The sequence below is a fragment of the Rhodanobacter sp. Root480 genome (assembly GCF_001426645.1).
Classification (GTDB): domain Bacteria; phylum Pseudomonadota; class Gammaproteobacteria; order Xanthomonadales; family Rhodanobacteraceae; genus Rhodanobacter; species Rhodanobacter ginsenosidimutans.
The window spans coordinates 755,501-776,675 of sequence record NZ_LMEX01000002.1 but is presented as its reverse complement, the minus strand read 5'-3'; the positions used below and the strand labels follow the sequence as shown (position 1 = coordinate 776,675).

Sequence of the window (21,175 nt, the reverse complement as noted above, 5' to 3'; positions counted from 1 at the left end):
GATGGCGAGATTCCACCCAGGAGAGGTCGCCATGAACATGCGTATCGGATTGGGAGTACTGGCGCTGGCGATGATGCCGCTGCTTGCCCACGCGTCCTGCGACACGGTGAAGGCGGATATCGACGCCAAGATCAAGGCCAACGGCGTGGCCGACTACACGCTGGCCGTCGTGCCGGCGGGGCAGGAGGCAGCGTCGGGCAAGGTGGTGGGGCATTGCCAGGGTGACCAGCAGATCGTCTACACGCGCGGCGCCGTCAGCGCTTCGAGCCCGACCAGCGACAGCCCGGCCAGCCCGGCCATGCCGATGAATGACGACAGCGCCAAGGGCAGCGAGCCGGCACCGGCATCCACCGCCGGTCATTGATCCGCGGGCGCCGTTGCGCCCATACAACGCTGATGTTGATGGCACGGATGCCATCGCGGGCGCCCGTGCGACCATGGACGCATGACGCAAGAAAACCATTCACCGCACCTGACCATCATCGGCGGCGGCCCCGCCGGATTGATGGCGGCGGAGGCCGCCGTCGCGGCGGGCGTGGCAGTCGACGTGTACGACGCGATGGGTTCGGTCGGGCGCAAATTCCTGCTCGCCGGCAAGGGTGGCCTCAACCTCACCCACGGCGAGCCACTGGCCGCTTTCGTGCAGCGCTATGGCGAACGCCAGCACGCCGTGGCGTCATGGCTGGCGGCGTTCGATGCCGACGCGCTGCGTGAGTGGGCGCGCGGGCTGGGCGTGGAAACCTTCGTCGGCAGTTCCGGGCGGGTATTCCCGCGCGACATGAAGGCCGCCCCGCTGCTGCGCGCGTGGCTGCGACGCCTGCGCGAATCGGGCGTGGGCTTTCACATGCATCATCGCTGGCTGGGCTGGAACGCCTCCGGCGCACTGTGCTTCGCCACACCCGCGGGAGAACAGGAACGACAAGCCGATGCCGTGCTGCTGGCGTTGGGTGGCGCCAGTTGGCCACGGCTGGGTTCCGACGGCGCCTGGGTCGGCGCGCTGGAGCAACTCGGCGCCGAAGTGGCGCCGCTGCAACCGGCCAACGGCGGTTTCGAGGTGCGCTGGAGCGAATACCTGATCCAGCGTTTCGCCGGCGCGCCATTGAAACCGGTGGTGGCGCACTGGCGCGATCGCGCCGGGCAGACGCACGCGCGCCAGGGCGAGTGCGTGATCAGCGAGTACGGCATCGAGGGCAGTCTCATCTATGCCATCGGCGCCGAACTGCGCGAGCAACTGGCCACGCGCGGCGAAGCGCAGCTCATGCTGGATCTGGTCCCCGGCTACAGCCAGAGCGTGCTGGCCGAACGGCTGGCGGCACCGCGCGGCAAACACAGCATCGGCGACTGGCTGCGACGGCGGGCGGGGCTCGATGGCGCCAAGGCGGCACTGGTATTCGAGCTGACCGACAAGCCCACCCTGGCCGATCCCGTCGCGCTGGCCGCACAGCTGAAAGCGCTACCGCTGCAACTATGCGCACCGCGCCCGCTGGCCGAAACCATCAGCACTGCCGGCGGCGTGCGGCTGGAATCGTTGGATGATGCACTGATGCTGCGCACGCGCCCCGGCGTGTTCTGCGCCGGCGAAATGCTGGACTGGGAAGCCCCCACCGGCGGCTACCTGCTGACCGCCTGCTTCGCCAGCGGCCTGATCGCCGGCCGCGGCGCCGCGCAGTGGTTGCAGGAACAGGCGCGCAGCAAATCAAAACCGTAACCGCCGCACCTCAGCGCCGAAAAGAGCCGTAATACCCTCTCCCCGGCGGGGAGAGGGCAGGGAGAGGGGGACACGCCGCGGGGAAGCTTCAACGAAGCCACCCACGACGCCGAAAAGCTCCGCCCGACCTCTCCGCAAGCACCGCCCCCTCTCCTGTGTCCTCTCCCCAATGGGGAGAGGAGATTAAGGTCCCTTCGGGCTTCTCTGTTGTCAGGAAGCGAAGGACAGGCCTTCGTTCGCGGCTCTCATCACCCCAACGGCCTTACCCGGAAATTCCGCCCCTTGATCCTGCCGGCGCGCAGCCGCTCCAGCGCCTTGTTCGCCAGTGCGCGGCTGATCGCCACGTAGGCGCGGGTGGCGAATACGTCGATCTTGCCGATGTCCTTCGCGTTCAATCCCGCGTCGCCGGTGAGCGCGCCCAGGATGTCGCCGGGGCGCAGCTTGTCCTGGCGGCCGGCATCGATCACCAGGGTTTTCATCGGCGCCAGGTGCAGGGTCTTGCCGCGCGACGGCGCGACTTTCAGCGGACGCCACGGCAGCGGCGCGCCGCTGAGTTCCTCGATGTTGGCGGCTTTCGGCCGCTCGCGCGGCGCGCACAGCGTGATCGCCAGCCCGGCCTGGCCGGCGCGGCCGGTGCGGCCGATGCGGTGGGTGTGGGTTTCCGGATCGTGGGCGATGTCGTAGCTGACCACCAGCGGCAGCGCGGCGATGTCCAGGCCGCGCGCCGCCACGTCGGTGGCGACCAGCACCGCGCAGCTGTGGTTGGCGAAACGCACCAGCACTTCATCACGATCGCGCTGTTCCATGTCGCCGTGCAGGGCCAGCGCGGAGAAGCCGCGGCGATCAAGCTCCTGCGCCACCGCATCCACCTCGCGGCGCATGTTGCAGAACACCAGCGCCTGCTCGGCGTGCGCGCCACCCAGCAATTGGGTCAGTGCGTCGATCTTCTGCGCCGGCTCCACTTCGTGGAAACGCTGCTCGATGGCCGGCTTTTCATCGGCCGGCGCTTCCACCGTCACTTCCATCGGATCGTTCTGCACGCGCTGGCTCACGGCGCGGATTTCATCAGGGTAGGTGGCCGAGAACAGCAAGGTCTGATGATGCTTCGCGATGCGCCCGATGATGTCGTCGATGGCTTCGGTGAAGCCCATGTCCAGCATGCGGTCGGCTTCGTCCAGCACCAGCACCTTGATGCCGCCGCCGTGCAGGCTCTGCCGTTTCAGGTGCTCCTGCACGCGGCCGGGCGTACCCACCACGATGTGCGGGTCGTGTGCGAGCGAGGCCAGTTGCGGGCCCAGCGGCATGCCGCCGCACAGGGTCAGCAGTTTCACGTTGGGGATGTTGGCGGCCAGCTTGCGGATCGCCTTGCTGACCTGGTCGGCCAGCTCGCGGGTGGGGCACAGCACCAGCGCCTGCAGCCGGATCGTGTCCACGTCGATCGCCTGCAGCAGGCTCAGCCCGAACGCGGCGGTCTTGCCGCTGCCGGTCTGCGCCTGCGCGATCACGTCGCGGCCGTCGAGCATCGGCGGCAGGCTTTGCGCCTGCACCGGGGTCATTTCGGTGTAGCCGAGGGTTTCCACGCTGGCGAGCAGGGCGGGTTTGAGCGGGAGCGTGCTGAAGGAAGTCATGCGCCATGATCGCATCTATGCCGCGCGCTCGTTGGGTGTGCGGCTGGCGGCCCTTCGACTCCGCTGCGCTACGCTCAGGGAGAACGGTGGTTGGATTGCAGCGCTACACGCCGATGGCCCTGAGCACAGCGGAGTCGAAGAGCATGCATCGCCACGCTTGCATCCGCCCGCGCACTGACCGACCCTGTGCGGCTACCGTCATCAGTGGTCACCGCCATGGATATCGTTTTCATCGAGGATCTGCGCGTCGATACCGTCATCGGCATCTACGACTGGGAGCGTCGCGTGCGCCAGACCCTGTCGCTGGATGTGGAGATGGCGTTCGACAACACCGTGCCCGCCGCCGACGACGACATCGAGAAGACGCTCAACTACAAGGACATCGCCAAGCGTCTCAGCGCCTACGTGGGCGAGTCCAGCTTCGGCCTGGTGGAGACGCTGGCCGAGCGTTGCGCGGCGATCATTCGCGAGGAATTCGGGGTGAGCTGGGTGCGGCTGAAATTGTCCAAGCCAGGCGCGGTGCGCGGCGCGCATGCGGTGGGCGTGCGGATCGAACGCGGCGAGCGGCCCGCTTGATGGCACGTGTCTATCTGAGTCTGGGCTCCAATATCGAGCCGCAGCGCTACCTGCCCGCCGCGTTGGCGGAATTGCGGCAGGCCTTCGGCCCGGTCACGGTATCGCCGGCGTATCGCAGCCGCTCGGTGGGTTTCGATGGCGCGGATTTCGTGAACCTGGCGGTGGGGCTGGATACACCGCTGTCGCCGGCCGCGCTGAACGACTGGCTGCACGCGCTGGAAGATCGCCACGGCCGTCGCCGCGATGGCCCGCGTTACTCCGATCGCACGCTGGATCTGGACATCGTGTTCTACGACGCGCTGGTCATCGACGGTCCGGGCCACCTGCAACTGCCGCGCAAGGAGTTGAAGCACGCGTTCGTGCTGCGGCCGATCGCCGATATCGCACCGGATTTCCGCCACCCGATCAGCGGCCAGCGCATGGCCGAGCTGTGGGCGACATTCCCGGTGGAACGCGAGCCGCTGACGCCGGAACCGTTGCCGGAGTGATGCCGAGCCGACGTGTCGCGTGCCAGTCGGCAACGCGACACGCGCCTGTTTACTCGCCGATGGTCAGCAGCGAGGCATTGCCGCCGGCGGCGGTGGTGTTGATGGTCAGCGTGCGCTCGGTGGCGAAACGCAGCAGGTAATGCGGGCCACCGGCCTTGGGGCCGGTGCCGGAGAGGTTCTCGCCACCGAACGGCTGCACACCCACCACCGCGCCGATCTGGTTGCGATTGACGTAGCAGTTGCCCACGCGGGTGTGCGTGGCCAGGTAGTCGACGGTATCGTTGATGCGGCTGTGGATGCCCAGGGTGAGGCCGTAGCCGGCGGCGTTGATCTGCGCCACCACGCCAGCCAGGTCGTTGGCCTTCCAGCGGATCACGTGCAGCACCGGGCCGAAGATTTCGCGTTGCAGGACATCGAGCGATGCGATTTCGTAGGCGCGCGGCGCGAAGAAGCTGCCATGCTCGGTGCGCGCGGGGTCGAGCGTCACCTCGGCGATCTTCTTCGCCTCGCGATCCATCCGCGCGGCATGGTCGACCAGGATCTTCAGCGCGTCCTCGTCGATCACCGGTCCCAGGTCGGTGGACAGCAGGCCGGGGTCGCCCACCTCCAGCTCGGCCATCGCGCCGGCCAGCATCGTCACGACCTTGTCGGCGATGTCGTCCTGCACGAACAGCACGCGGGCGGCCGAGCAGCGCTGGCCGGCGGACTGGAACGAGGACGCCATCACGTCCTTCACGATCTGCTCGGGCAGGGCGGAGGAGTCGGCGATCATCGCGTTCTGGCCGCCGGTTTCGGCGATCAGTGCGGCGATCGGCGCGTTGCGCGCTGCCAGCGCGCGGTTGATCGCCCACGCGGTGTCGGTGGAGCCGGTGAAGGCCACGCCGGACACGCGCGGGTCCTTCGTCAGCGCCACGCCCACCACGGCGCCATCGCCTGGCACGAACTGCAGCACCTCGGCGGGCACGCCCGCTTCGTGCAGCAGCTTCACCGCCAGGTAGCCGATCAGGCTGGTCTGCTCGGCGGGCTTGGCGATCACCGCGTTGCCCGCGGCCAGTGCCGCGCTGACCTGGCCCAGGAAAATCGCCAGCGGGAAATTCCACGGGCTGATGCAGACGAACACGCCGCGGCCGTTGAGGAACAACTGGTTGCTTTCGCCGGTGGGGCCGGGCAGTTGCTCCGGCTGGCCGAACAGGCGCCGCGCCATGGCGGCGTAGTAGCGCAGGAAATCGGCCGCTTCGCGGATTTCGGCGATCGCGTCGGGCAGGTTCTTGCCCGCCTCGCGCACGCACAGCGCGATGAATTCGCCGCGGCGCGCTTCCAGCAGATCGGCGGCGTGCTCGAGGATGGCGGCGCGGCTGGCGGCGGGCAGGCGGTCCCAGCCCAGTTGCGCGGCCAGCGCGTTGTTCAGCGCCTTGTCGACGGTGGCGGCATCGGCGCTGACGTAGCTGCCCAGGCTCTGGCGGCGGTCGGCGGGGTTGGTCACCGGCACGGTCACGTTGCCGGCGGCGGCGCCGGGCACCAGCGGTGTGGCCGTCCACGGACCGGTATGCGCGTTGACCGCCTCGGCCATCGCCTTCAATTCGTTGTCGTTGGAAAAGTTGACGCCCATGGAATTCTTCCTGGAGACAGCGTTGGGATTCTGCGCAAGCGCCGTGCTCTCGGCGTAGAGATTCACCGGCAGGGGAATGCGCGGATGCGGGATCGAGGCGAACGCGCGCACCGTCTCGCACGGGTCGGCCACCAGGTCGCGCACCGGGACGCTCTCGTCCACCACGCGGTTGACGAAACTGGTGTTGGCGCCGTTTTCCAGCAGGCGGCGTACCAGGTAGGGGAGCAGGTCTTCGTGCGTCCCCACCGGCGCGTACACGCGGCAGGGCACGTTCAAGTTGTCCGGCCCGATCACCTCGGCGTACAGGTCGGTGCCCATGCCGTGCAGGCGCTGGTATTCGAACGCGCGACCCTGGGCGATGTGATGCACGGCGGCGATGGTGTGCGCGTTGTGGGTGGCGAACTGCGGATAGATCAGCTCGCTGCCGCCATCGAACAGGCGACGCGCGCAGGCCAGGTAGGACACGTCGGTGTTCGGCTTGCGCGTGTAGACGGGGTAGCCGGCCAGGCCGGTTTCCTGCGCGCGCTTGATTTCGGCATCCCAGTAGGCGCCCTTCACCAGGCGCACGTACCAGCGGCGGTTGGCAGTACGCGCGGTTTCGATCAGCCAGTCGATCACGAACGGGGTGCGCTTGGCGTAGGCTTGCACCACGATGCCCAGGCCGTTCCAGCCTTCCAGCGACGGGTGGGCGAAGACGTCGCCGATGATGTCCAGCGACAGCTCCAGCCGATCGGCCTCCTCGGCATCGACCGACAACGCGATGCCGTGCTTCATCGCCAGCTGTGACAGCTCCAGCAGTTTTTCGCCGAGCGCGCGACGGGCCAGCTCGCGCTTGGCCACTTCGTAGCGCGGGTACAGCGCCGACAGCTTCACCGAGATCGACGGCGCGTCGGTGTGGTTGGCGAACGGGCCGCGTGCGCCGATGGCGGCGATGGCGCGGCGGTAGTCCTCCTGGTAGCGCTCGGCGGTTTCGGCGGTGATCGCCGATTCGCCGAGCATGTCGTACGAATAGCGATAACGCGCGTTTTCCTTCTTCGCGCAACGGTCCAGCGCTTCGTCGATGGTTCGGCCCATCACGAACTGGTGGCCCATGATGCGCATCGCCTGGCGCACCGCCAGGCGGATCGCCGGCTCGCCTGCACGGCCCACCAGCCGCCGCAGCGAGCCGGTGAAGTCATGGCGGGTGTCCTCGCTGAGGTTCACCAGCCGGCCGGTCAGCATCAGTCCCCAGGTGGAGGCGTTGACGAACAGCGACTCGCTCTGGCCCAGGTGCTTTTTCCAGTCGGCGTCGCCCAGCTTGTCGCGGATCAGCTTGTCGGCGGTGCCCTTGTCGGGAATGCGCAGCAATGCCTCGGCCACGCACATCAGCAGCACGCCTTCCTCGGAGGAGAGGTCGTACTGGCGCATGAAGGATTCGATTGCGCTCTGGTCATTCGATCGCGCACGCACGCGCGTGACCAGGCCGGCGGCGACGTCGATCACCTGTTCGCGTTCGACTGGCGGCAACGTGGCCTGCGCCAGCAGGTCGTTCACCGCTTCGGTTTCGTCGCGCAGCCAGGCGGCGGTGATGCGGGCGCGGGCGGGTTCGACAGTCTCCGGCAATTCGGGGCTGAGGATGGGTGATGCAGGGGGAGGGTAGTTCACGGAAGGACCGCAGGTATGCTGGGGAATCCGCCGGGGAGGGGCGGGAATCGCCGGATTGTACGCCGCGGCATGACCGCCCGGACCCCTGCCAAAAGGGGGGGTATGGCGTGCTGTCATGCATGCGCCTGACGGGCGACGCCGGGCGCTATTGGCGTTGCGCGACGGCGCGTCTTTCGGGCTGATCCAGGTCAGCAGGGTGCGACATTCTTGCCCACTGCCTCGCCGCGGCCTATCATTCCGTCGTTCCAGGCGCGCCGGATGTTCATGATCGTGCTTCGACCAACCGCCGCCGGGCTGCCGTGCGTGACGATGTGGCTTCGGCCCAATCGCATGCTGAGCCGGAGGGGGCTGGTACGGCTCATCGTGGCTCTGGTGGTTCTGGCGTTGATGTCGGCGGGGCTTGGCGTGTGGCAGGGGAATGTGTTTGCCCCGCTGTTTGCCGTGATCGAGTCGGTCGCCGTGGCCTGCGCGCTGAGCGTGGCCTGGCGTGCTGGCGATCGCGGCGAACGCATCACCCTCGACGAATCGTCGCTGGAGGTGCAATCGCTGCCTGGGCGGCGTTGCACGCGATTCCAGTCGTACTGGGTGCGCGTGGTGCTGGAGCCGGGCGAAGGACGCCATCGGCTTTTGCTGGCATCGCACGGAAACGCGTTGGAAATTGGTGCGTTCCTGGCCGAACAGGAGCGTGCCGAGCTGTCGAAGAAACTCATGGTGTTGCTGTCCGCCATTCACGGCCAGCCGCGCAAGTAGGTACAACAAAGGTGCAAGACATGACATCTGGCAGCATCAGGCATCACGGCATCAGGCGGGCATTCACCACACTGACCATTGGCGCGCTCGCGCTGTTCGGTGGCGCCGCCCAGGCCAATCCGCACTCCTGGCAGTTGAACCTGACTCGCGGCGCGAGCACCTGGTCCCCGGTGCCATATCACTTGAACAACATCTCGCTGGCCGTTTGCACGGTGATCGGCCTGCTGGTGTTCGGCGCGATGTTCGTCGCGATGTTCCGCTTCCGCAAATCACGCGGCGCCGTGGCCGAGAAGTGGTCGCACAACACCATGGTCGAAGTGGTCTGGACCACGATTCCGGTGCTGATCCTGATCACGCTGGCCTGGCTTGCCACCACCGGCGTCACCTCGTGGGCGGACACCACTGGCTCGCAGATGACGGTCAAGGTCACTGGCTACCAGTGGAAATGGCGCTACGACTACGTCGATTACATGGGCAAGCCGGTCGCCAAGGTCGGCTTCATGTCCAAGCTGGACCAGCAGAGCGACGACACCCGCCAGCTCGATTCGGGCATGGACCCGTACGCGGTCAAGGTCGGTGACGAAAACACCTACCTGCTGAATGTCGACAAGCCGCTGGTGGTTCCGGTCGACACCAAGATCCGTTTCGTGATCACCAGCGGCGACGTGATCCACTCATGGTGGGTCCCGGCAACCGGCTGGAAGATCGACGCGATCCCGGGCATCGTCAACTCGGCGTGGGCCAACTTCACCACGCCGGGCACGTACCGCGGCCAGTGCGCCGAACTGTGCGGCCAGGATCATGGCTTCATGCCGATCGTGGTGGTGGTCAAGTCCAAGGCGGATTTCGCCACCTGGCTGGCCGCGCAGGAAGCTGCTTCCGGCGCGCCGGCAGCGGCGCCGCAGACCGCGCAAGTGGCCGCACCCGCACCGGTACCCGCTGGCGGGCAGGGCTGATCGCTCCGCACTCTTTTCGCCCTCCGCAGTTTCACGCAGTCGCATTCAATATTTCAGGTTAGAGGTGCACGGCCATGTCCTACGCAGCCACCCATGATCAGCACGACGATCACCACGGCGCGCCGAAAAGTTTCTTCCAGCGCTGGTGCATGTCCACCAACCACAAGGACATCGGCACGCTGTATCTGGTTTTCGCGCTGACGATGTTCTTCATCGGCGGCTCGTTCGCCATGGGCATCCGTGCCGAGTTGTTCAAGCCCGGCCTGCAGCTGATGCAGCCGTACTTCTTCAACGAGCTGACCACCATGCATGCGCTGGTGATGATCTTCGGCGCGATCATGCCGGCCTTCGTGGGCCTGGGTAACTGGATGATCCCGTTGATGGTCGGCGCGCCGGACATGGCGCTGCCGCGCATGAACAACCTGTCGTTCTGGATCCTGCCGTTCGCCTTCATCCTGATGCTGTCCACCCTGTTCCTGCCCGGCGGTGGCCCGGCCGGTGGCTGGACGATGTACCCGCCGCTGTCGCTGCAGAGCAACTCGCTGGCGTACGTGGTGTTCGCGATCCACCTGATGGGCATCAGCTCGATCATGGGCGCGATCAACATCATCGCCACCATCCTCAACATGCGCGCGCCCGGCATGGACCTGATGAAGATGCCGGTGTTCGTGTGGAGCTGGCTGATCACCGCGTTCCTGCTGATCGCCGTGATGCCGGCACTGGCCGGCGCGGTGACGATGCTGCTCACCGACAAGTACTTCGGCACCAACTTCTTCAACCCGGGCGGCGGCGGCGACCCCGTCCTGTATCAACACATTTTCTGGTTCTTCGGCCACCCCGAGGTCTACATCATGATCCTGCCCGCGTTCGGGATCATCTCGGAAATCGTGCCGACCTTCGCCCGCAAGCCCATCTTCGGCTACAAGGCGATGGTGTTCGCGATCGCCTGCATCGCGTTCCTGTCGTTCATCGTGTGGGCGCACCACATGTTCGCGGTGGGCCTGCCGCTGGGCGCCGAAATCTTCTTCATGTACGCCACCATGCTGATCTCGGTGCCGACCGGTGTGAAGGTGTTCAACTGGGTCGCCACCATGTGGGGCGGTTCGATGACGTTCGAGACGCCGATGCTGTTCTCGATCGCCTTCATCATCCTGTTCACCATCGGCGGCTTCTCCGGCCTGATGATGGCGCTGGTGCCGGCCGACTTCCAATATCACGACACCTACTTCATCGTGGCGCACTTCCACTACGTGCTGGTGACCGGTGCGCTGTTCGCGATCATCGCTGCTGCGTATTACTGGATGCCGAAGTGGACCGGCAACATGTACAGCGAGTTCTGGGGCAAGGTGCATTTCTGGAACAGCGTGATCTGGGTGAACGTGCTGTTCTTCCCGCAGCACTTCCTGGGCCTGGCCGGCATGCCGCGCCGCATCCCCGACTACAACGTGGCGTTCGCCAACTTCAACATGATCAGCTCGATCGGCGGTTTCCTGTTCGGCGCCTCGCAGTTGATCTTCATCGGCGTGCTGATCCATTGCGTGTTCTTCTCGAAGAAGAAGGCCACCGACCGCGTGTGGGAAGGTGCCAAGGGGCTGGAGTGGACCGTGCCGTCGCCGGCGCCGTATCACACCTTCGAGTTGCCGCCGGTGGTTCGTGACGAAGAACTGGCCCACGGCCACGTGAACGACTGATTCTTCCCGCACCCTTGCGCCTTCGTGGCTGCAAGGGTGCAAAGAGAGCCGAGGACATGAGCGAGCATCAACAAGACGACGAAAGCCGCAAGGGTGTGAATCGCACCGTGAAGATACTTCTCGTCATCGTGCTGGTGTTCTTCGCGCTGTCGTTCGTGCAGATCCTGCTGATGAAGTAGCGGTTGCCACATCTTTCCTTTCAACCGGTCGGTTACTGACCGGCATGCAGTTCCCCGGGCGGCACGACGGGGCAAAAGTCATCAAGAGAAATCCACGGGGTCTCACCATGGGTCAGCAGCACGACGCGTATTTCGTTCCGACCAAGAGCTACTGGCCGATCGTGGCCGCAGTAGTCATGTTCATCACCGTGTTCGGTGCCGCGCACTGGTTGAACGCCGGCCCCGGCGAAGCCGGCTTCGGCAAGGGTGTGCTGACGATCGGCGTGATCGGCATCATCGGCATGTTCTTCGGCTGGTTCCGCTCGGTGATCAACGAATCGCTGGCTGGCAACTACAACGCCCAGGTGGACACCTCGTTCCGCATGGGCATGATGTGGTTCATCTTTTCCGAAGTGATGTTCTTCGGCGCCTTCTTCGGCGCCCTGTTCTACGTCCGCATGTACTCGCTGCCGTGGCTCGGTGGCCATGGCCACGGTGTACTGACCCACCAGTTCCTCTGGAGCGATTACGTCGCCTCCTGGGGCGCCAATGGTGGCGGCGGCCCGGAGCAGGTCGGTGGCGCGTTCCGCACCGTGCCGGCGTGGGGCCTGCCGCTGCTCAATACGATGCTGCTGCTCACCTCCAGCGTCACCGTGACGATCGCCCATCACGCGCTGCGCGCGGGGCAACGCGGCAAGATCCTGCTGTTCCTGGGCCTCACTGTTCTGCTCGGCGCCACCTTCCTGTATTTCCAGGCGCACGAGTACATGGAGGCCTACAACGAGCTGAACCTCACCCTGCGTAGCGGCGTCTACGGTGCCACCTTCTTCATGCTGACCGGTTTCCACGGCCTGCACGTGACGCTGGGCACGATCATGCTTCTGGTGATCTGGTTCCGCGTGTTGAAAGGTCATTTCAACAAGGATCACCATTTCGGTTTCGAGGCGGTGGCGTGGTACTGGCACTTCGTCGACGTGGTCTGGCTGTGCCTGTTCCTGTTCGTCTACATCCTCTGAACGACAGATCCGCCGCATGAAAAAACCCGCCATGTCGGCGGGTTTTTTTTGGCCGGTGATCCGGCGCGTTCTGCAAGGGGCGGTTCGTGCGTGTGGGGTGGGTGCGTTGCGAAAGCGTGCGCGAATGTCGCGTGCGGCGCGCGGGCGCCGCGGGGGCAGTACAATCAGCCGCCGACGGCGTGCGGTTGCAGCCATCCCATCCAGATGCCGAACGCGACCATGCCGATCAACACGATCGACAGGCCGATGCGCCGGGTCAGCGCCCACACCGTGCGCTTGTCGTCGTCCTTGTCGGTCATCATGAAGTACAGCGCCTGGCCGAGGCTGAAAATCACCACCAGCAGCATCACCACCAGCGCATATTTGTAGATGGTTTCCACGTGATTGATCCGAAGGAATTCGACATCGCCAGTATAACCACCGACGGCGGGCGTTCCGCATGATGCGGCTGCGTCGTCCGCCCTGGTGGGCGTTGTTGCTTGCCGTGGTCGGAGCGGCGCTGTTCGTGTATCTGGGCGTCTGGCAGCTGCATCGGGCCGACTACAAGGAAGCGCTTCTGCGGCGCTATGCCACATCCGTTTCGGCCGCGCCGCAGGACTTTGCCGGCGTCGCGGTGCGGCCGCCGACGGACAGCTTTCCGCGCGTTCGCGCTCGCGGCCGCTATCTGCTCGATCGCATCTATCTGCTGGACAACCCGCACCACGATCATCGCGGTGGCGTCGAGGTGTTCGTACCGTTTGCGGTCGAGGGTGAAACCAGTTTGCTGCTGGTCGACGCGGGCTTCCTGCACCCCGGCGCCAACGGCGCCACGCCAACGCTGCCAGCCTTGCCGAAAGAGGAAACCACGCTGCAGGGGTTGTACGTGCCGCCGCCGCCGGTTGGTTTCGAGATGGGCGGCAACGCGCTGGCGCGGCAGACGCACTGGCCGAAGGAAAGCATTTTTCTCGACCCGACCGAGCTCGCCGCCGATCTGGGCCGCCCGCTGTTTCCACGCGTGCTGGCGCTGGATGCAGACCCCGCTTCCGGCTACATCCGCCAGCATTCGCTTGAACTTTCGATGACGCCCGCGCGCCATCGCGCCTATGCGTTCCAGTGGTTCTCGTTTGCGCTGGCGGCGGTGGCGATCCTGCTGGTGTTGAATCGCGACAAGCGCCGCCGTTCCCCTTGAAGATGCCTGACCATGAATGAAACCCGCTCCCCTTCGTCGCCCCATTCGCGCAAGCGAAGCCGACTGTATCTGGTGCTGATCGCGCTGGTGTTTGCCGCGCCCATGCTGGTGGCCGGCCTGCTGACCCTGGCGGGGTGGCAGCCTGGCACCAAGGGCAACGGCGAGCCCATCGTGCCGCAGCGGAATTTCGTGGCGGAGAAGCTCGACGTGCAACTGGCGGATGGCCATCCGTATGCCTGGCGCGACAGCAAGCCGCGGATGACCCTGGTAGCGCTGCCGGGGCCCGATTGCGCAGCGCAGTGTTTCGACCTGCTCACCGGCCTGGCCAAGGCGCGGGTGATGCTCAACCGCAACCAGGGACGTCTGCGCCTGCTCTATCTCGGCGCGCCGCCGGCCGACCCGCAACGCCGCGAGGCGATGCAGCCGTTCTGGCTGCTGGGCAACGACGTGGGCGACAAGCTGGCCAAGTTCCGCCCGTCCGCGCCGGACAGCCTCAGCGTGGTGCTGGTGGAATCCAACGGCACCGCGCTGTCGTATTACCCGGCCGGCTTCGATGGCCCCGGGTTGGCGCGTGATCTGCAGAAGGTGGTCAAGTGATGTCGCCGCGAATGAAGGGATGGTTGCGCTGGCTGGCGGCCTTTGCGGCCCTGTTCGCGTTCGGGCTGGTGATGTTCGGCGCGTTCGTGCGGCTGTCCAATGCCGGACTGTCGTGCCCGGATTGGCCGACCTGCTATGGCCAGGTCACCTGGCCGCAGCATGCGCAGGCGGTGGCGCATGCCGACGCCAGTTTCCCGGATCGTCCCTACGAGGCGCACAAGGCCTGGCGTGAGCAGGTGCACCGCTTTCTTGCCGGTACGCTCGGCGTGATGGTGCTCGTGCTGGCCTTGCTGGCCAGCTGGCGCCGTCGCCGCGCGCTGGCGGCAGTGGTGGCAGGCGCCGTCTTCGCGGCCGTCGGCGTGGGCATGTACATGCACGGCGAACACCTGTGGTCGTCCGCGCTGGCCGCCTGCGCCATCGCGCTGCCGCTGTTTGCGTCGCTGGGCCTGCATCGGCCGGGCGCGTGGAAGATCAGCGTGTTCGCGCTGGCGGTGATCATCTTCCAGGCCATGTTGGGCATGTGGACGGTGACCCTGCTGCTGAAGCCGGTGGTGGTCACCAGCCACCTGCTCGGCGGCATGACCACGTTCGGCCTGCTGGCCTGGGCGGCGCTGCGCTTTGCCGGCGTGGGCGCGGCGGACAATGGCCTGGCCAGCCTGCGCAAGCTGGTGGTGATCGGCGTGGTGTTGCTGGCCTGCCAGATCGCGCTGGGTGGGTGGACCTCGGCGAATTACGCGGCGCTGGCCTGCGGCTACGGCCCGGGCTCGTTCCCCGAATGCCTTGGCCAATGGATGCCGGCGACGGATTTCAAGCAGGGCTTCATCCTGTGGCGCGGCATTGGCGTCAATTACGAGGGCGGCGTGCTGGACCTTCCGGCGCGCAGCGCGATCCAGCTGGTGCATCGCTTGGGGGCGCTGGTGGTGTTCTGCTATCTGGCATGGCTATCGTTCAAGGCATCGCGGCAGGGCCTGCGCGGGTTTGGCATCGCCATCGCGGTGACCCTGGTCTGCCAGGTGCTGCTGGGCATCAGCAACGTGCATTTCGGCCTGCCGTTGCCCGTGGCCACTGCGCACAACGGCATGGCGGCGCTGTTGCTGTTCGCCTTGCTGGCCACGCTGGCGCGCACCCAGCGCCGGGCGGCGGTCGCCGCGGACGAACCGGTGCGTGGGGATTGAACTGCCACACGCCATGCCGCCGGCATCGTCAGGCATTACACTAGGCAGTCGCCCGTTGCCGAGTTGCCCGTGAAGCTGTCCTTATCCCAATACCTGCAACTGACCAAGCCGCGCATCGTGGCGCTGCTGGTGTTCTGCGCGGTGATCGGCATGTTCCTGGCCGTGCCCGGCATGCCGCCATGGCGTGCGCTGGTGTTCGGCACGCTGGGCATCTGGCTGGCGTCATCGTCGGCGGCGGCATTCAACCAGCTGATCGACCAGCGCATCGACAAGGTGATGGTGCGCACCGCGAACCGGCCGCTGGCCACTGGCAACCTCAACCCGCGTCAGGTGTTCGTCTTCGCGATGGCGCTGGGCATCGCCTCGATGGTGGTGCTGGTGCTGCTGGTCAACACGCTGACTGCGGTGCTGACCTTCGCGGGCCTGATCGGCTATGCGGTGATCTACACCGCGTTTCTCAAGCGCGCGACGCCGCAGAACATCGTGATCGGCGGGCTGGCCGGCGCGATTCCGCCCGTGCTGGGCTGGACCGCCGTCACCGGTTCGCTGCACCCGTACGCGTTGCAGCTGTGCCTGATCATCTTCGTGTGGACGCCGCCGCATTTCTGGGCGCTGGCGATCTTCCGCCGCGACGATTACTCGCGCGCCCAGGTGCCGATGCTGCCGGTGACGCATGGCGTGGTCTACACGCGCTGGCACATCCTGTTCTACACCGTGCTGCTGGTGCTGGTGACCCTGCTGCCGGCGCTGACCGGCATGAGCGGGCTGATCTACCTGGGCGGCGCGGCCGTGCTTGGCGGGGCCTTCCTGTATTACGCGGTGCGCCTGCTGAACCCGCCCGACGAGCGCTTCGCGATGAAGGTGTTCAGTTATTCGATCGTCTACCTGATGGCGCTGTTCGCGTTCCTGCTGGCCGACCACTGGCTGGTGGAGCCGATCCTCCAGCAGGGGCAGATGCTGCAGCAGACGGTCTGATCGGCCGCCGGGTTCAAGGCTAGCGGTCGCAATCGATCCCTGCATCGCTCAGCAGGGTACGCAAGTCCTTCAGTTGGTCCTCGTACTTCGTCCAGCGCCTCACGGCGTCGCGATGCATGGGCGCGCGCACCTGCACCGAGCTGGCCGTGGTGGACGGCGCCTGGTTGCGTTCGAAGTGCAGGCAGGCGTCGTTCCATGGCAGGTCGCAATGCTCCAGCAGCTGGCGTGTGCTGGCCTCTTGCGTGGCCACCAGGGTTTCGTAATCCACTTCCAGGATGCGACCGGGCAGGACCCTTTTCCAATGCGCCATCAGGCGGTCGAACAATACGTAATAGCGGCCGGTGTCGAGCAGGTCGAACGAGTAGCCATGCAGCGGCGACGTCTCCGAGAACGGCTCGCGGAAATTGCTGAGGCAGCTGTCCAGAGGATTGCGCCGCAGGCAGATGATGCGGGCGTTCGGCAAGGCGTTGGCGATGAAGCCGGCATAGAGAAAATTGTGCGGCAGCTTGTCGATGAAACGCGGTTTCAGGCTGGTCGCCGGGCGCGTGCTGGCGATGTAGACCTCGCCCAGGGTTTCCCACGAAATATTGCCGGCGCGACGGATCACATCCGGGCTCAGCATCACCGGTGAGTTGGCGCCAGAGAGGCGTTCCAGCGCGACGCCAAAGTTCTCCAGTTCGCCGGCGGCGTAGACCTCCGGATGGCTGCAGAGGATGCGCTCTACCAGCGTGGTGCCGCTGCGCGGCATGCCCATCACGAAGATGGGCTCGGCCGACGGGTGGCCCGCCGGTTGCGGTCGTGGTTCGGGAAACGCGCGGATCAAGGCGTCCACGATGGCCTGGTCGCGATCGACCGTGTAGCCGGTGGCCGCTTTGACCGCGGACTTGCCTATCACCAGGTGATCGAAGGCTTTCGCGAAATCGCCGAGATCCTCGTACTCCTTGCTGAGCGCCACGTGCGTATGCATCGAGGCCACCGGCTCATCGCCGACTTCCGCGGCCAGCGCGAGCAGTCTGTCGATGTGGTTGTGGGCCGGGGTCTGGCGGCGGATGCGCGAAAGCGTGGCGTGGGCGTGCCAGTGCCCGGGTGCCAGCGCCAGGCAAGCCTCCAGTTCAGCCTCGGCCTGAGCGACCTCGCCGGAAAAGATCAATGAGGTGGCGAAGCTGAAGCGGCATACGGGGTTGTTCGGCGCCAGCGTGGCTGCCTGGCGAAACGCCGCGGCGGCCCGCTCGTGAGCGTGGCATTGCGTGTACGTGGTGCCGAGGCTATGGAGCAACAGGGGATCGTCGGGCGCCAGTCCAAGCGCGATGTTGGCCACCTGCAAGGCATCACCGGTGCGGTGCGCCGCCGCCAGCGCGCGGGCGAAGTGCACGGCGTACGCCGCGTGCCGGGGCACGGCGCTGGCCGCGCGGTGCAGATGATCCAGCGCTTCGGGCAAGCGCCGCAGCGCCAGCGCGGCCTTGCCTGCGATGTAGCGTGCTTCCGGCTGGTCGACATCCATCTGCAGCGCCTGCAATGCAAGCTCCCTCGCTTTGCCCGGGTCTCCCTGCAGGAGGGCGGCGTGGGCCTCGGCAAGCAACTTCGCGGCCTGCGGCCTGGGTGGGGCGGGTGGGGTCATGGGCTTCCAGATGAGACGTGTCGTTCGGCAGCGACCGTGGATTCCACCGCCGCCCAAACTGCGCCATGAGGGAATGAACCGGTAGCGGCGCATCTTAGCAAACGGGTTCATGGCGGCGATCGACGGTCGCCGTGAAATGGATTGACAGCCGCGCAATGCAGCACAACAATGCGCGCGCCCTCCGGCGCGCCCGCGCCGGTGAGTATCCAGTCCTGACTGATCAAGGCCTATGGACGTCTACCCTAGTCGCACCGTCGACATCCGCTTGCTTCGGGTGCCGGCGTCGCATTTCACATTGAACGCCTGCAGCGATCGCCTGCGGACGGTTGGTGCTTTCCGCTAGGGAAGTCCGGCCCTCCCCCTGACGACACCGTTGGCGCCGTTACGAGGAGATGGGCCCATGAAGCTCATACGTGAATTCTGCCGCCGGCGCCTCGCCGGCCGGCCCTGGTTGACCGTTGGCGCCGACCGGCACGAGCGTGGCTTTGTGGTGACCGTGCCGCCCCCGCTGGCCGCGCCGGTGGCCGATGGCGTGCATGCCGCCGAGCCGGTGACGCCACCTGCGACTGGCCCGTCTTTCGCGCCACTCAGCCACTGACGGGCGACTGCCCGGCAGACGGGCCTTGACCGCTGCGCGATATCAAGGCTTTTTCCGTTTTTTCATCGAATGGACGTCCATACGTCCATTCGTGATGACGCGTGGCGACTGCGACCTCACCGCATTCAAAGCAGTATCCGATGAACAACTTCACGATCCAGCGACCGGAAAAGAAGGGTGCGCGGCCAGGCGCCGCGGCGGAGGCGTTTCGTCCCGTCGATGCGTTGCTGCGGGCGTTGGAGACCACGCACGGCGGCCTCGACGAGGCGCAGATCAGGGCGCGACTGCATCGTGACGGGCCAAACGAGGTGGCGCACGAGAAGCCGCCGCACTGGGCGCGGCAGCTGCTGCGTGCGTTCAAGAACCCCTTCATTGTGGTGCTGCTGGTGCTGGCCGGGGTGCAGCTGTTCACCGATCGCACGGACCTGACCGGGCCGGCGATCATCGCGGTGATGGTGGCGATCAGCGTGGCGCTGAGCTTCAGCCAGGAATACCGTTCGTCGCGCGCGGCGGACAGCCTGAAGGCGATGGTGCGCAACACCGCCAGCCTGACCCGGCGCGCGTCCGACGGCCACAGCGAGATGATCGAGGTGCCGGTGGCCGAGCTGGTGGCGGGCGACATCGTGCACCTGGGCGCGGGGGACATGGTGCCCGCGGACGTGCGCCTGCTCAGCGCCAAGGATCTGTTCATCAGCCAGGCGATCCTCACCGGCGAATCGCTGCCGGTGGAAAAGTCCGCACCTGTCGCCGCCGCCGAAGCGCAGGCGGATGGCGATCCGCTGGAGTTGCCCACGATCTGCTACATGGGCACCAACGTGGTGAGCGGTACCGCGGTGGCGGTGGTGCTTGCCACTGGCCCGCGCACGTATCTGGGGTCGCTGTCGCACAGCATGACCGGCCAGCGCGTGCAGACCAGTTTCGATCGCGGTGTGAGCGGGGTCAGCTGGCTGCTGATCCGCTTCATGGCGGTGATGGTGCCGGTGGTTTTCCTGATCAACGGGTTGGACAAGCACAGCTGGACCGAGGCCTTCCTGTTCGCGTTGTCGATCGCGGTGGGCCTGACCCCGGAGATGCTGCCGCTGATCGTCACCGCCAATCTGGCCCGCGGCGCGATGGCGATGTCGCGGCGCAAGGTGGTGGTGAAGCGGCTCAACGCGATCCAGAACTTCGGCGCGATGGACGTGTTGTGCACGGACAAGACCGGCACGCTCACGCTCGATCGCATCGTGCTGGAGCGCCACCTCGACCTGGATGGCGAGGCCTCCGGTGAGGCACTGGAGTACGGCTATCTCAACAGCCGCTTCCAGACCGGCCTGCGCAACCTGATGGACAAGGCGGTGCTGGAACACCGCGAGCTGGAGACGGCGGCGGCGCGCTTCCGGGTGATCGACGAGATCCCGTTCGACTTCCAGCGCCGGCGCATGTCGGTGGTGGTGGCCGAAGGCGATGGCGACCACCTGCTGATCTGCAAGGGCGCGGTCGAGGAGATGCTGGCGATCTGCGATTTCGCCCGGACCGGCGACGCGATCGAGCCGATGACCGATGCCCGGCGCCGCGCCATCAAGGCGATGACCCACCGCCTCAACGAGGACGGCTTGCGCGTGCTGGTGGTGGCCATGCAGCGCCAGAGCGCACGCGGCCAGCCCTACAGCGTGGCCGACGAAAGCGGCTTGATCGCCGTCGGTTGCCTGGCGTTTCTCGATCCACCGAAGGATTCGGCTGCCACCGCGATCCGCGCGCTGCACCAGCACGGTGTCGCGGTGAAGGTGATCACCGGCGACAACGAGGCGGTGACGCGCAAGATCTGTCGCGAGGTGGGGCTGGATGTCCGCCACTCGATGCAAGGCAGCGAGATCGAGGCGCTCGATGACCCGGCGCTGGATGCGCAGGTGGCGCGCGTCACCGTGTTCGCCAAGATGTCGCCGCTGCAGAAGTCGCGGGTGGTGCGCTCGCTGCAGCGGCTGGGCCACACGGTGGGTTTTCTCGGCGACGGCATCAACGACGCGCCGGCGCTGCACGATGCCGACGTGGGCATCTCGGTGGATACCGCCACCGACATCGCCAAGGAGTCGGCCGACATCATCCTGCTGGAAAAAAACCTGATGGTGCTGGAGGAGGGCGTGCTGGAAGGGCGCGTCACCTTCGGCAACATCATGAAGTACATCAAGATGACCGCCAGCTCCAACTTCGGCAACGTCTTCAGCGTGCTGGTGGCCAGCGCGTTCCTGCCGTTCCTGCCGATGCTGCCGCTGCAGATCCTGGTGCAGAACCTGCTCTACGACATCTCGCAGCTGTCGATCCCGTTCGACCGCATGGATGAGGATTACCTGAGCCGACCGCGCCAATGGGATGCCGGCGACATCGGTCGGTTCATGGTGTGGGTGGGGCCGGTCAGCTCGATATTCGACATCACCACGTTCTGGCTGATGTGGCATTACTTCGGTGCAAACTCACCGGCGCAGCAGTCGCTGTTCCAGTCCGGCTGGTTCATCGAGGGCCTGCTGTCGCAGACCCTGATCGTGCACATGATCCGCACCCGTCGCATCCCGTTCCTGCAAAGCACGGCCGCCGCGCCGGTGCTGGGCCTGACCATCGCCATCATCATTGCCGGCATGCTGATTCCGTTCAGCGCGCTGGGCGCGAAGATCGGCATGGTGCCACTGCCGCCGATCTACTTCGCGTGGCTGGCGCTCACTCTGGCGAGTTATTGCGTGCTGACCCAGCTGGTGAAGGTGATCTACATCCGCCGCTACGGCCGCTGGCTGTAGCGTCACGCGCTGTTTCCTGTGGGAGCGACTTCAGTCGCGATGCCTTTCCCTT

Annotated in this window: 19 protein-coding genes; 15 read left to right on the top strand and 4 right to left on the bottom strand. The window is 66.1% G+C overall.

All coding sequences use genetic code 11. The features are described 5' to 3' along the window. Nucleotides 1-31: 31 nt before the first annotated feature. Nucleotides 32-364 carry a DUF1161 domain-containing protein gene (locus ASD22_RS16415; protein WP_200945369.1) on the top strand — a complete coding sequence of 111 codons (333 nt, stop codon included), beginning with the start codon at nt 32-34 and terminating at the stop codon, nt 362-364. Nucleotides 365-445: 81 nt separating this feature from the next. After that, a complete protein-coding gene (locus tag ASD22_RS10515; protein ID WP_056082768.1) occupies nt 446-1,708 on the top strand; it encodes a TIGR03862 family flavoprotein in 1,263 nt (420 codons plus the stop codon). A 248-nt stretch (nt 1,709-1,956) separates the two neighbouring features. On the opposite strand, the gene dbpA is transcribed toward ASD22_RS10515, so the two are convergent. Next, a complete protein-coding gene (gene dbpA / locus ASD22_RS10510) occupies nt 1,957-3,336 on the bottom strand; it encodes an ATP-dependent RNA helicase DbpA (protein WP_056082765.1) in 1,380 nt (459 codons plus the stop codon). A 216-nt stretch (nt 3,337-3,552) separates the two neighbouring features. On the opposite strand from dbpA, the gene folB reads away from it, so the two are divergent. Next, nucleotides 3,553-3,912: a dihydroneopterin aldolase gene (gene folB, locus ASD22_RS10505; protein ID WP_056082762.1), complete on the top strand. Its 360-nt coding sequence runs from the start codon at nt 3,553-3,555 to the stop codon at nt 3,910-3,912. Then, nucleotides 3,912-4,400, top strand: a complete 489-nt coding sequence (gene folK, locus ASD22_RS10500; RefSeq protein WP_056082760.1) for a 2-amino-4-hydroxy-6-hydroxymethyldihydropteridine diphosphokinase — start codon at nt 3,912-3,914, stop codon at nt 4,398-4,400. The genes folB and folK overlap by 1 nt, the downstream gene beginning before the upstream one ends. A 49-nt stretch (nt 4,401-4,449) precedes the next feature. Here the strand turns inward: folK and putA are convergent, their stop codons facing one another. Further along, complete coding sequence (gene putA / locus ASD22_RS10495; protein WP_056084177.1) at nt 4,450-7,626, bottom strand: bifunctional proline dehydrogenase/L-glutamate gamma-semialdehyde dehydrogenase PutA; 3,177 nt, start codon at nt 7,624-7,626, stop codon at nt 4,450-4,452. A 336-nt stretch (nt 7,627-7,962) separates the two neighbouring features. Here putA and ASD22_RS10490 point away from each other — a divergent pair, with 336 nt between their 5' ends. The 5 genes from ASD22_RS10490 (at nt 7,963) to ASD22_RS10475 (ending at nt 12,224) form a co-directional block, all read left to right on the top strand. Next, nucleotides 7,963-8,403, top strand: a complete 441-nt coding sequence (locus ASD22_RS10490) for a DUF2244 domain-containing protein (RefSeq protein WP_056084176.1) — start codon at nt 7,963-7,965, stop codon at nt 8,401-8,403. A 20-nt stretch (nt 8,404-8,423) separates the two neighbouring features. Continuing rightward, nucleotides 8,424-9,359 carry a cytochrome c oxidase subunit II gene (coxB, locus tag ASD22_RS10485; RefSeq protein WP_056084173.1) on the top strand — a complete coding sequence of 312 codons (936 nt, stop codon included), beginning with the start codon at nt 8,424-8,426 and terminating at the stop codon, nt 9,357-9,359. A 74-nt stretch (nt 9,360-9,433) separates the two neighbouring features. Next, entirely contained in the window at nt 9,434-11,050 is a 1,617-nt protein-coding gene (gene ctaD, locus ASD22_RS10480; RefSeq protein WP_056082757.1) for a cytochrome c oxidase subunit I, read from the top strand. 56 nt (nt 11,051-11,106) lie between these two features. After that, nucleotides 11,107-11,229, top strand: coding sequence for a hypothetical protein (locus tag ASD22_RS17090; RefSeq protein WP_255357426.1), 123 nt, complete (start codon nt 11,107-11,109; stop codon nt 11,227-11,229). A gap of 107 nt (nt 11,230-11,336) precedes the next feature. After that, nucleotides 11,337-12,224, top strand: coding sequence for a cytochrome c oxidase subunit 3 (locus tag ASD22_RS10475; protein WP_056082755.1), 888 nt, complete (start codon nt 11,337-11,339; stop codon nt 12,222-12,224). Between the two features lie 164 nt (nt 12,225-12,388). Here the strand turns inward: ASD22_RS10475 and ASD22_RS10470 are convergent, their stop codons facing one another. Further along, nucleotides 12,389-12,604: a twin transmembrane helix small protein gene (locus tag ASD22_RS10470; RefSeq protein ID WP_082520216.1), complete on the bottom strand. Its 216-nt coding sequence runs from the start codon at nt 12,602-12,604 to the stop codon at nt 12,389-12,391. A gap of 59 nt (nt 12,605-12,663) precedes the next feature. On the opposite strand from ASD22_RS10470, the gene ASD22_RS10465 reads away from it, so the two are divergent. From ASD22_RS10465 to cyoE, 4 genes are all read left to right on the top strand, one after another. After that, complete coding sequence (locus ASD22_RS10465) at nt 12,664-13,392, top strand: SURF1 family protein (protein WP_056082752.1); 729 nt, start codon at nt 12,664-12,666, stop codon at nt 13,390-13,392. Between the two features lie 12 nt (nt 13,393-13,404). Continuing rightward, entirely contained in the window at nt 13,405-13,989 is a 585-nt protein-coding gene (locus tag ASD22_RS10460; protein WP_056082749.1) for a hypothetical protein, read from the top strand. Then, the gene (locus ASD22_RS10455; RefSeq protein WP_056082745.1) at nt 13,989-15,164 is read left to right on the top strand and encodes a COX15/CtaA family protein; all 1,176 of its coding nucleotides are present in this window, start codon (nt 13,989-13,991) and stop codon (nt 15,162-15,164) included. The genes ASD22_RS10460 and ASD22_RS10455 overlap by 1 nt, the downstream gene beginning before the upstream one ends. A gap of 69 nt (nt 15,165-15,233) precedes the next feature. After that, nucleotides 15,234-16,139 (top strand): heme o synthase, encoded by a 906-nt coding sequence (gene cyoE, locus ASD22_RS10450; protein WP_200945368.1) that lies wholly within the window; start codon nt 15,234-15,236, stop codon nt 16,137-16,139. A 19-nt stretch (nt 16,140-16,158) separates the two neighbouring features. Here cyoE and ASD22_RS10445 read toward each other — a convergent pair whose 3' ends face one another. After that, on the bottom strand, nt 16,159-17,757 hold the full coding sequence (locus ASD22_RS10445; protein WP_082520215.1) for a sulfotransferase: 1,599 nt from the start codon (nt 17,755-17,757) through the stop codon (nt 16,159-16,161). A gap of 400 nt (nt 17,758-18,157) precedes the next feature. Between ASD22_RS10445 and ASD22_RS16710 the strand changes: the two genes are divergently transcribed. Both ASD22_RS16710 and mgtA read left to right on the top strand, forming a co-directional pair. Continuing rightward, complete coding sequence (locus tag ASD22_RS16710; protein ID WP_156458988.1) at nt 18,158-18,355, top strand: hypothetical protein; 198 nt, start codon at nt 18,158-18,160, stop codon at nt 18,353-18,355. Nucleotides 18,356-18,495: 140 nt separating this feature from the next. After that, the gene (mgtA, locus tag ASD22_RS10440) at nt 18,496-21,123 is read left to right on the top strand and encodes a magnesium-translocating P-type ATPase (protein WP_056082742.1); all 2,628 of its coding nucleotides are present in this window, start codon (nt 18,496-18,498) and stop codon (nt 21,121-21,123) included. Nucleotides 21,124-21,175: the final 52 nt, after the last annotated feature.

Bases quoted from the DNA above. Each gene is read 5' to 3' on its own strand.
- ASD22_RS16415 (WP_200945369.1), top strand. From the start codon at position 32: ATGAACATGCGTATCGGATTGGGAGTACTGGCGCTGGCGATGATGCCG.
- ASD22_RS10515 (WP_056082768.1), top strand. From the start codon at position 446: ATGACGCAAGAAAACCATTCACCGCACCTGACCATCATCGGCGGCGGC.
- dbpA (WP_056082765.1), bottom strand. From the start codon at position 3,336: ATGACTTCCTTCAGCACGCTCCCGCTCAAACCCGCCCTGCTCGCCAGC.
- folB (WP_056082762.1), top strand. From the start codon at position 3,553: ATGGATATCGTTTTCATCGAGGATCTGCGCGTCGATACCGTCATCGGC.
- folK (WP_056082760.1), top strand. From the start codon at position 3,912: ATGGCACGTGTCTATCTGAGTCTGGGCTCCAATATCGAGCCGCAGCGC.
- ASD22_RS10490 (WP_056084176.1), top strand. From the start codon at position 7,963: ATGTGGCTTCGGCCCAATCGCATGCTGAGCCGGAGGGGGCTGGTACGG.
- coxB (WP_056084173.1), top strand. From the start codon at position 8,424: ATGACATCTGGCAGCATCAGGCATCACGGCATCAGGCGGGCATTCACC.
- ctaD (WP_056082757.1), top strand. From the start codon at position 9,434: ATGTCCTACGCAGCCACCCATGATCAGCACGACGATCACCACGGCGCG.
- ASD22_RS17090 (WP_255357426.1), top strand. From the start codon at position 11,107: ATGAGCGAGCATCAACAAGACGACGAAAGCCGCAAGGGTGTGAATCGC.
- ASD22_RS10475 (WP_056082755.1), top strand. From the start codon at position 11,337: ATGGGTCAGCAGCACGACGCGTATTTCGTTCCGACCAAGAGCTACTGG.
- ASD22_RS10465 (WP_056082752.1), top strand. From the start codon at position 12,664: ATGATGCGGCTGCGTCGTCCGCCCTGGTGGGCGTTGTTGCTTGCCGTG.
- ASD22_RS10460 (WP_056082749.1), top strand. From the start codon at position 13,405: ATGAATGAAACCCGCTCCCCTTCGTCGCCCCATTCGCGCAAGCGAAGC.
- ASD22_RS10455 (WP_056082745.1), top strand. From the start codon at position 13,989: ATGTCGCCGCGAATGAAGGGATGGTTGCGCTGGCTGGCGGCCTTTGCG.
- ASD22_RS10445 (WP_082520215.1), bottom strand. From the start codon at position 17,757: ATGACCCCACCCGCCCCACCCAGGCCGCAGGCCGCGAAGTTGCTTGCC.
- ASD22_RS16710 (WP_156458988.1), top strand. From the start codon at position 18,158: ATGAAGCTCATACGTGAATTCTGCCGCCGGCGCCTCGCCGGCCGGCCC.
- mgtA (WP_056082742.1), top strand. From the start codon at position 18,496: ATGAACAACTTCACGATCCAGCGACCGGAAAAGAAGGGTGCGCGGCCA.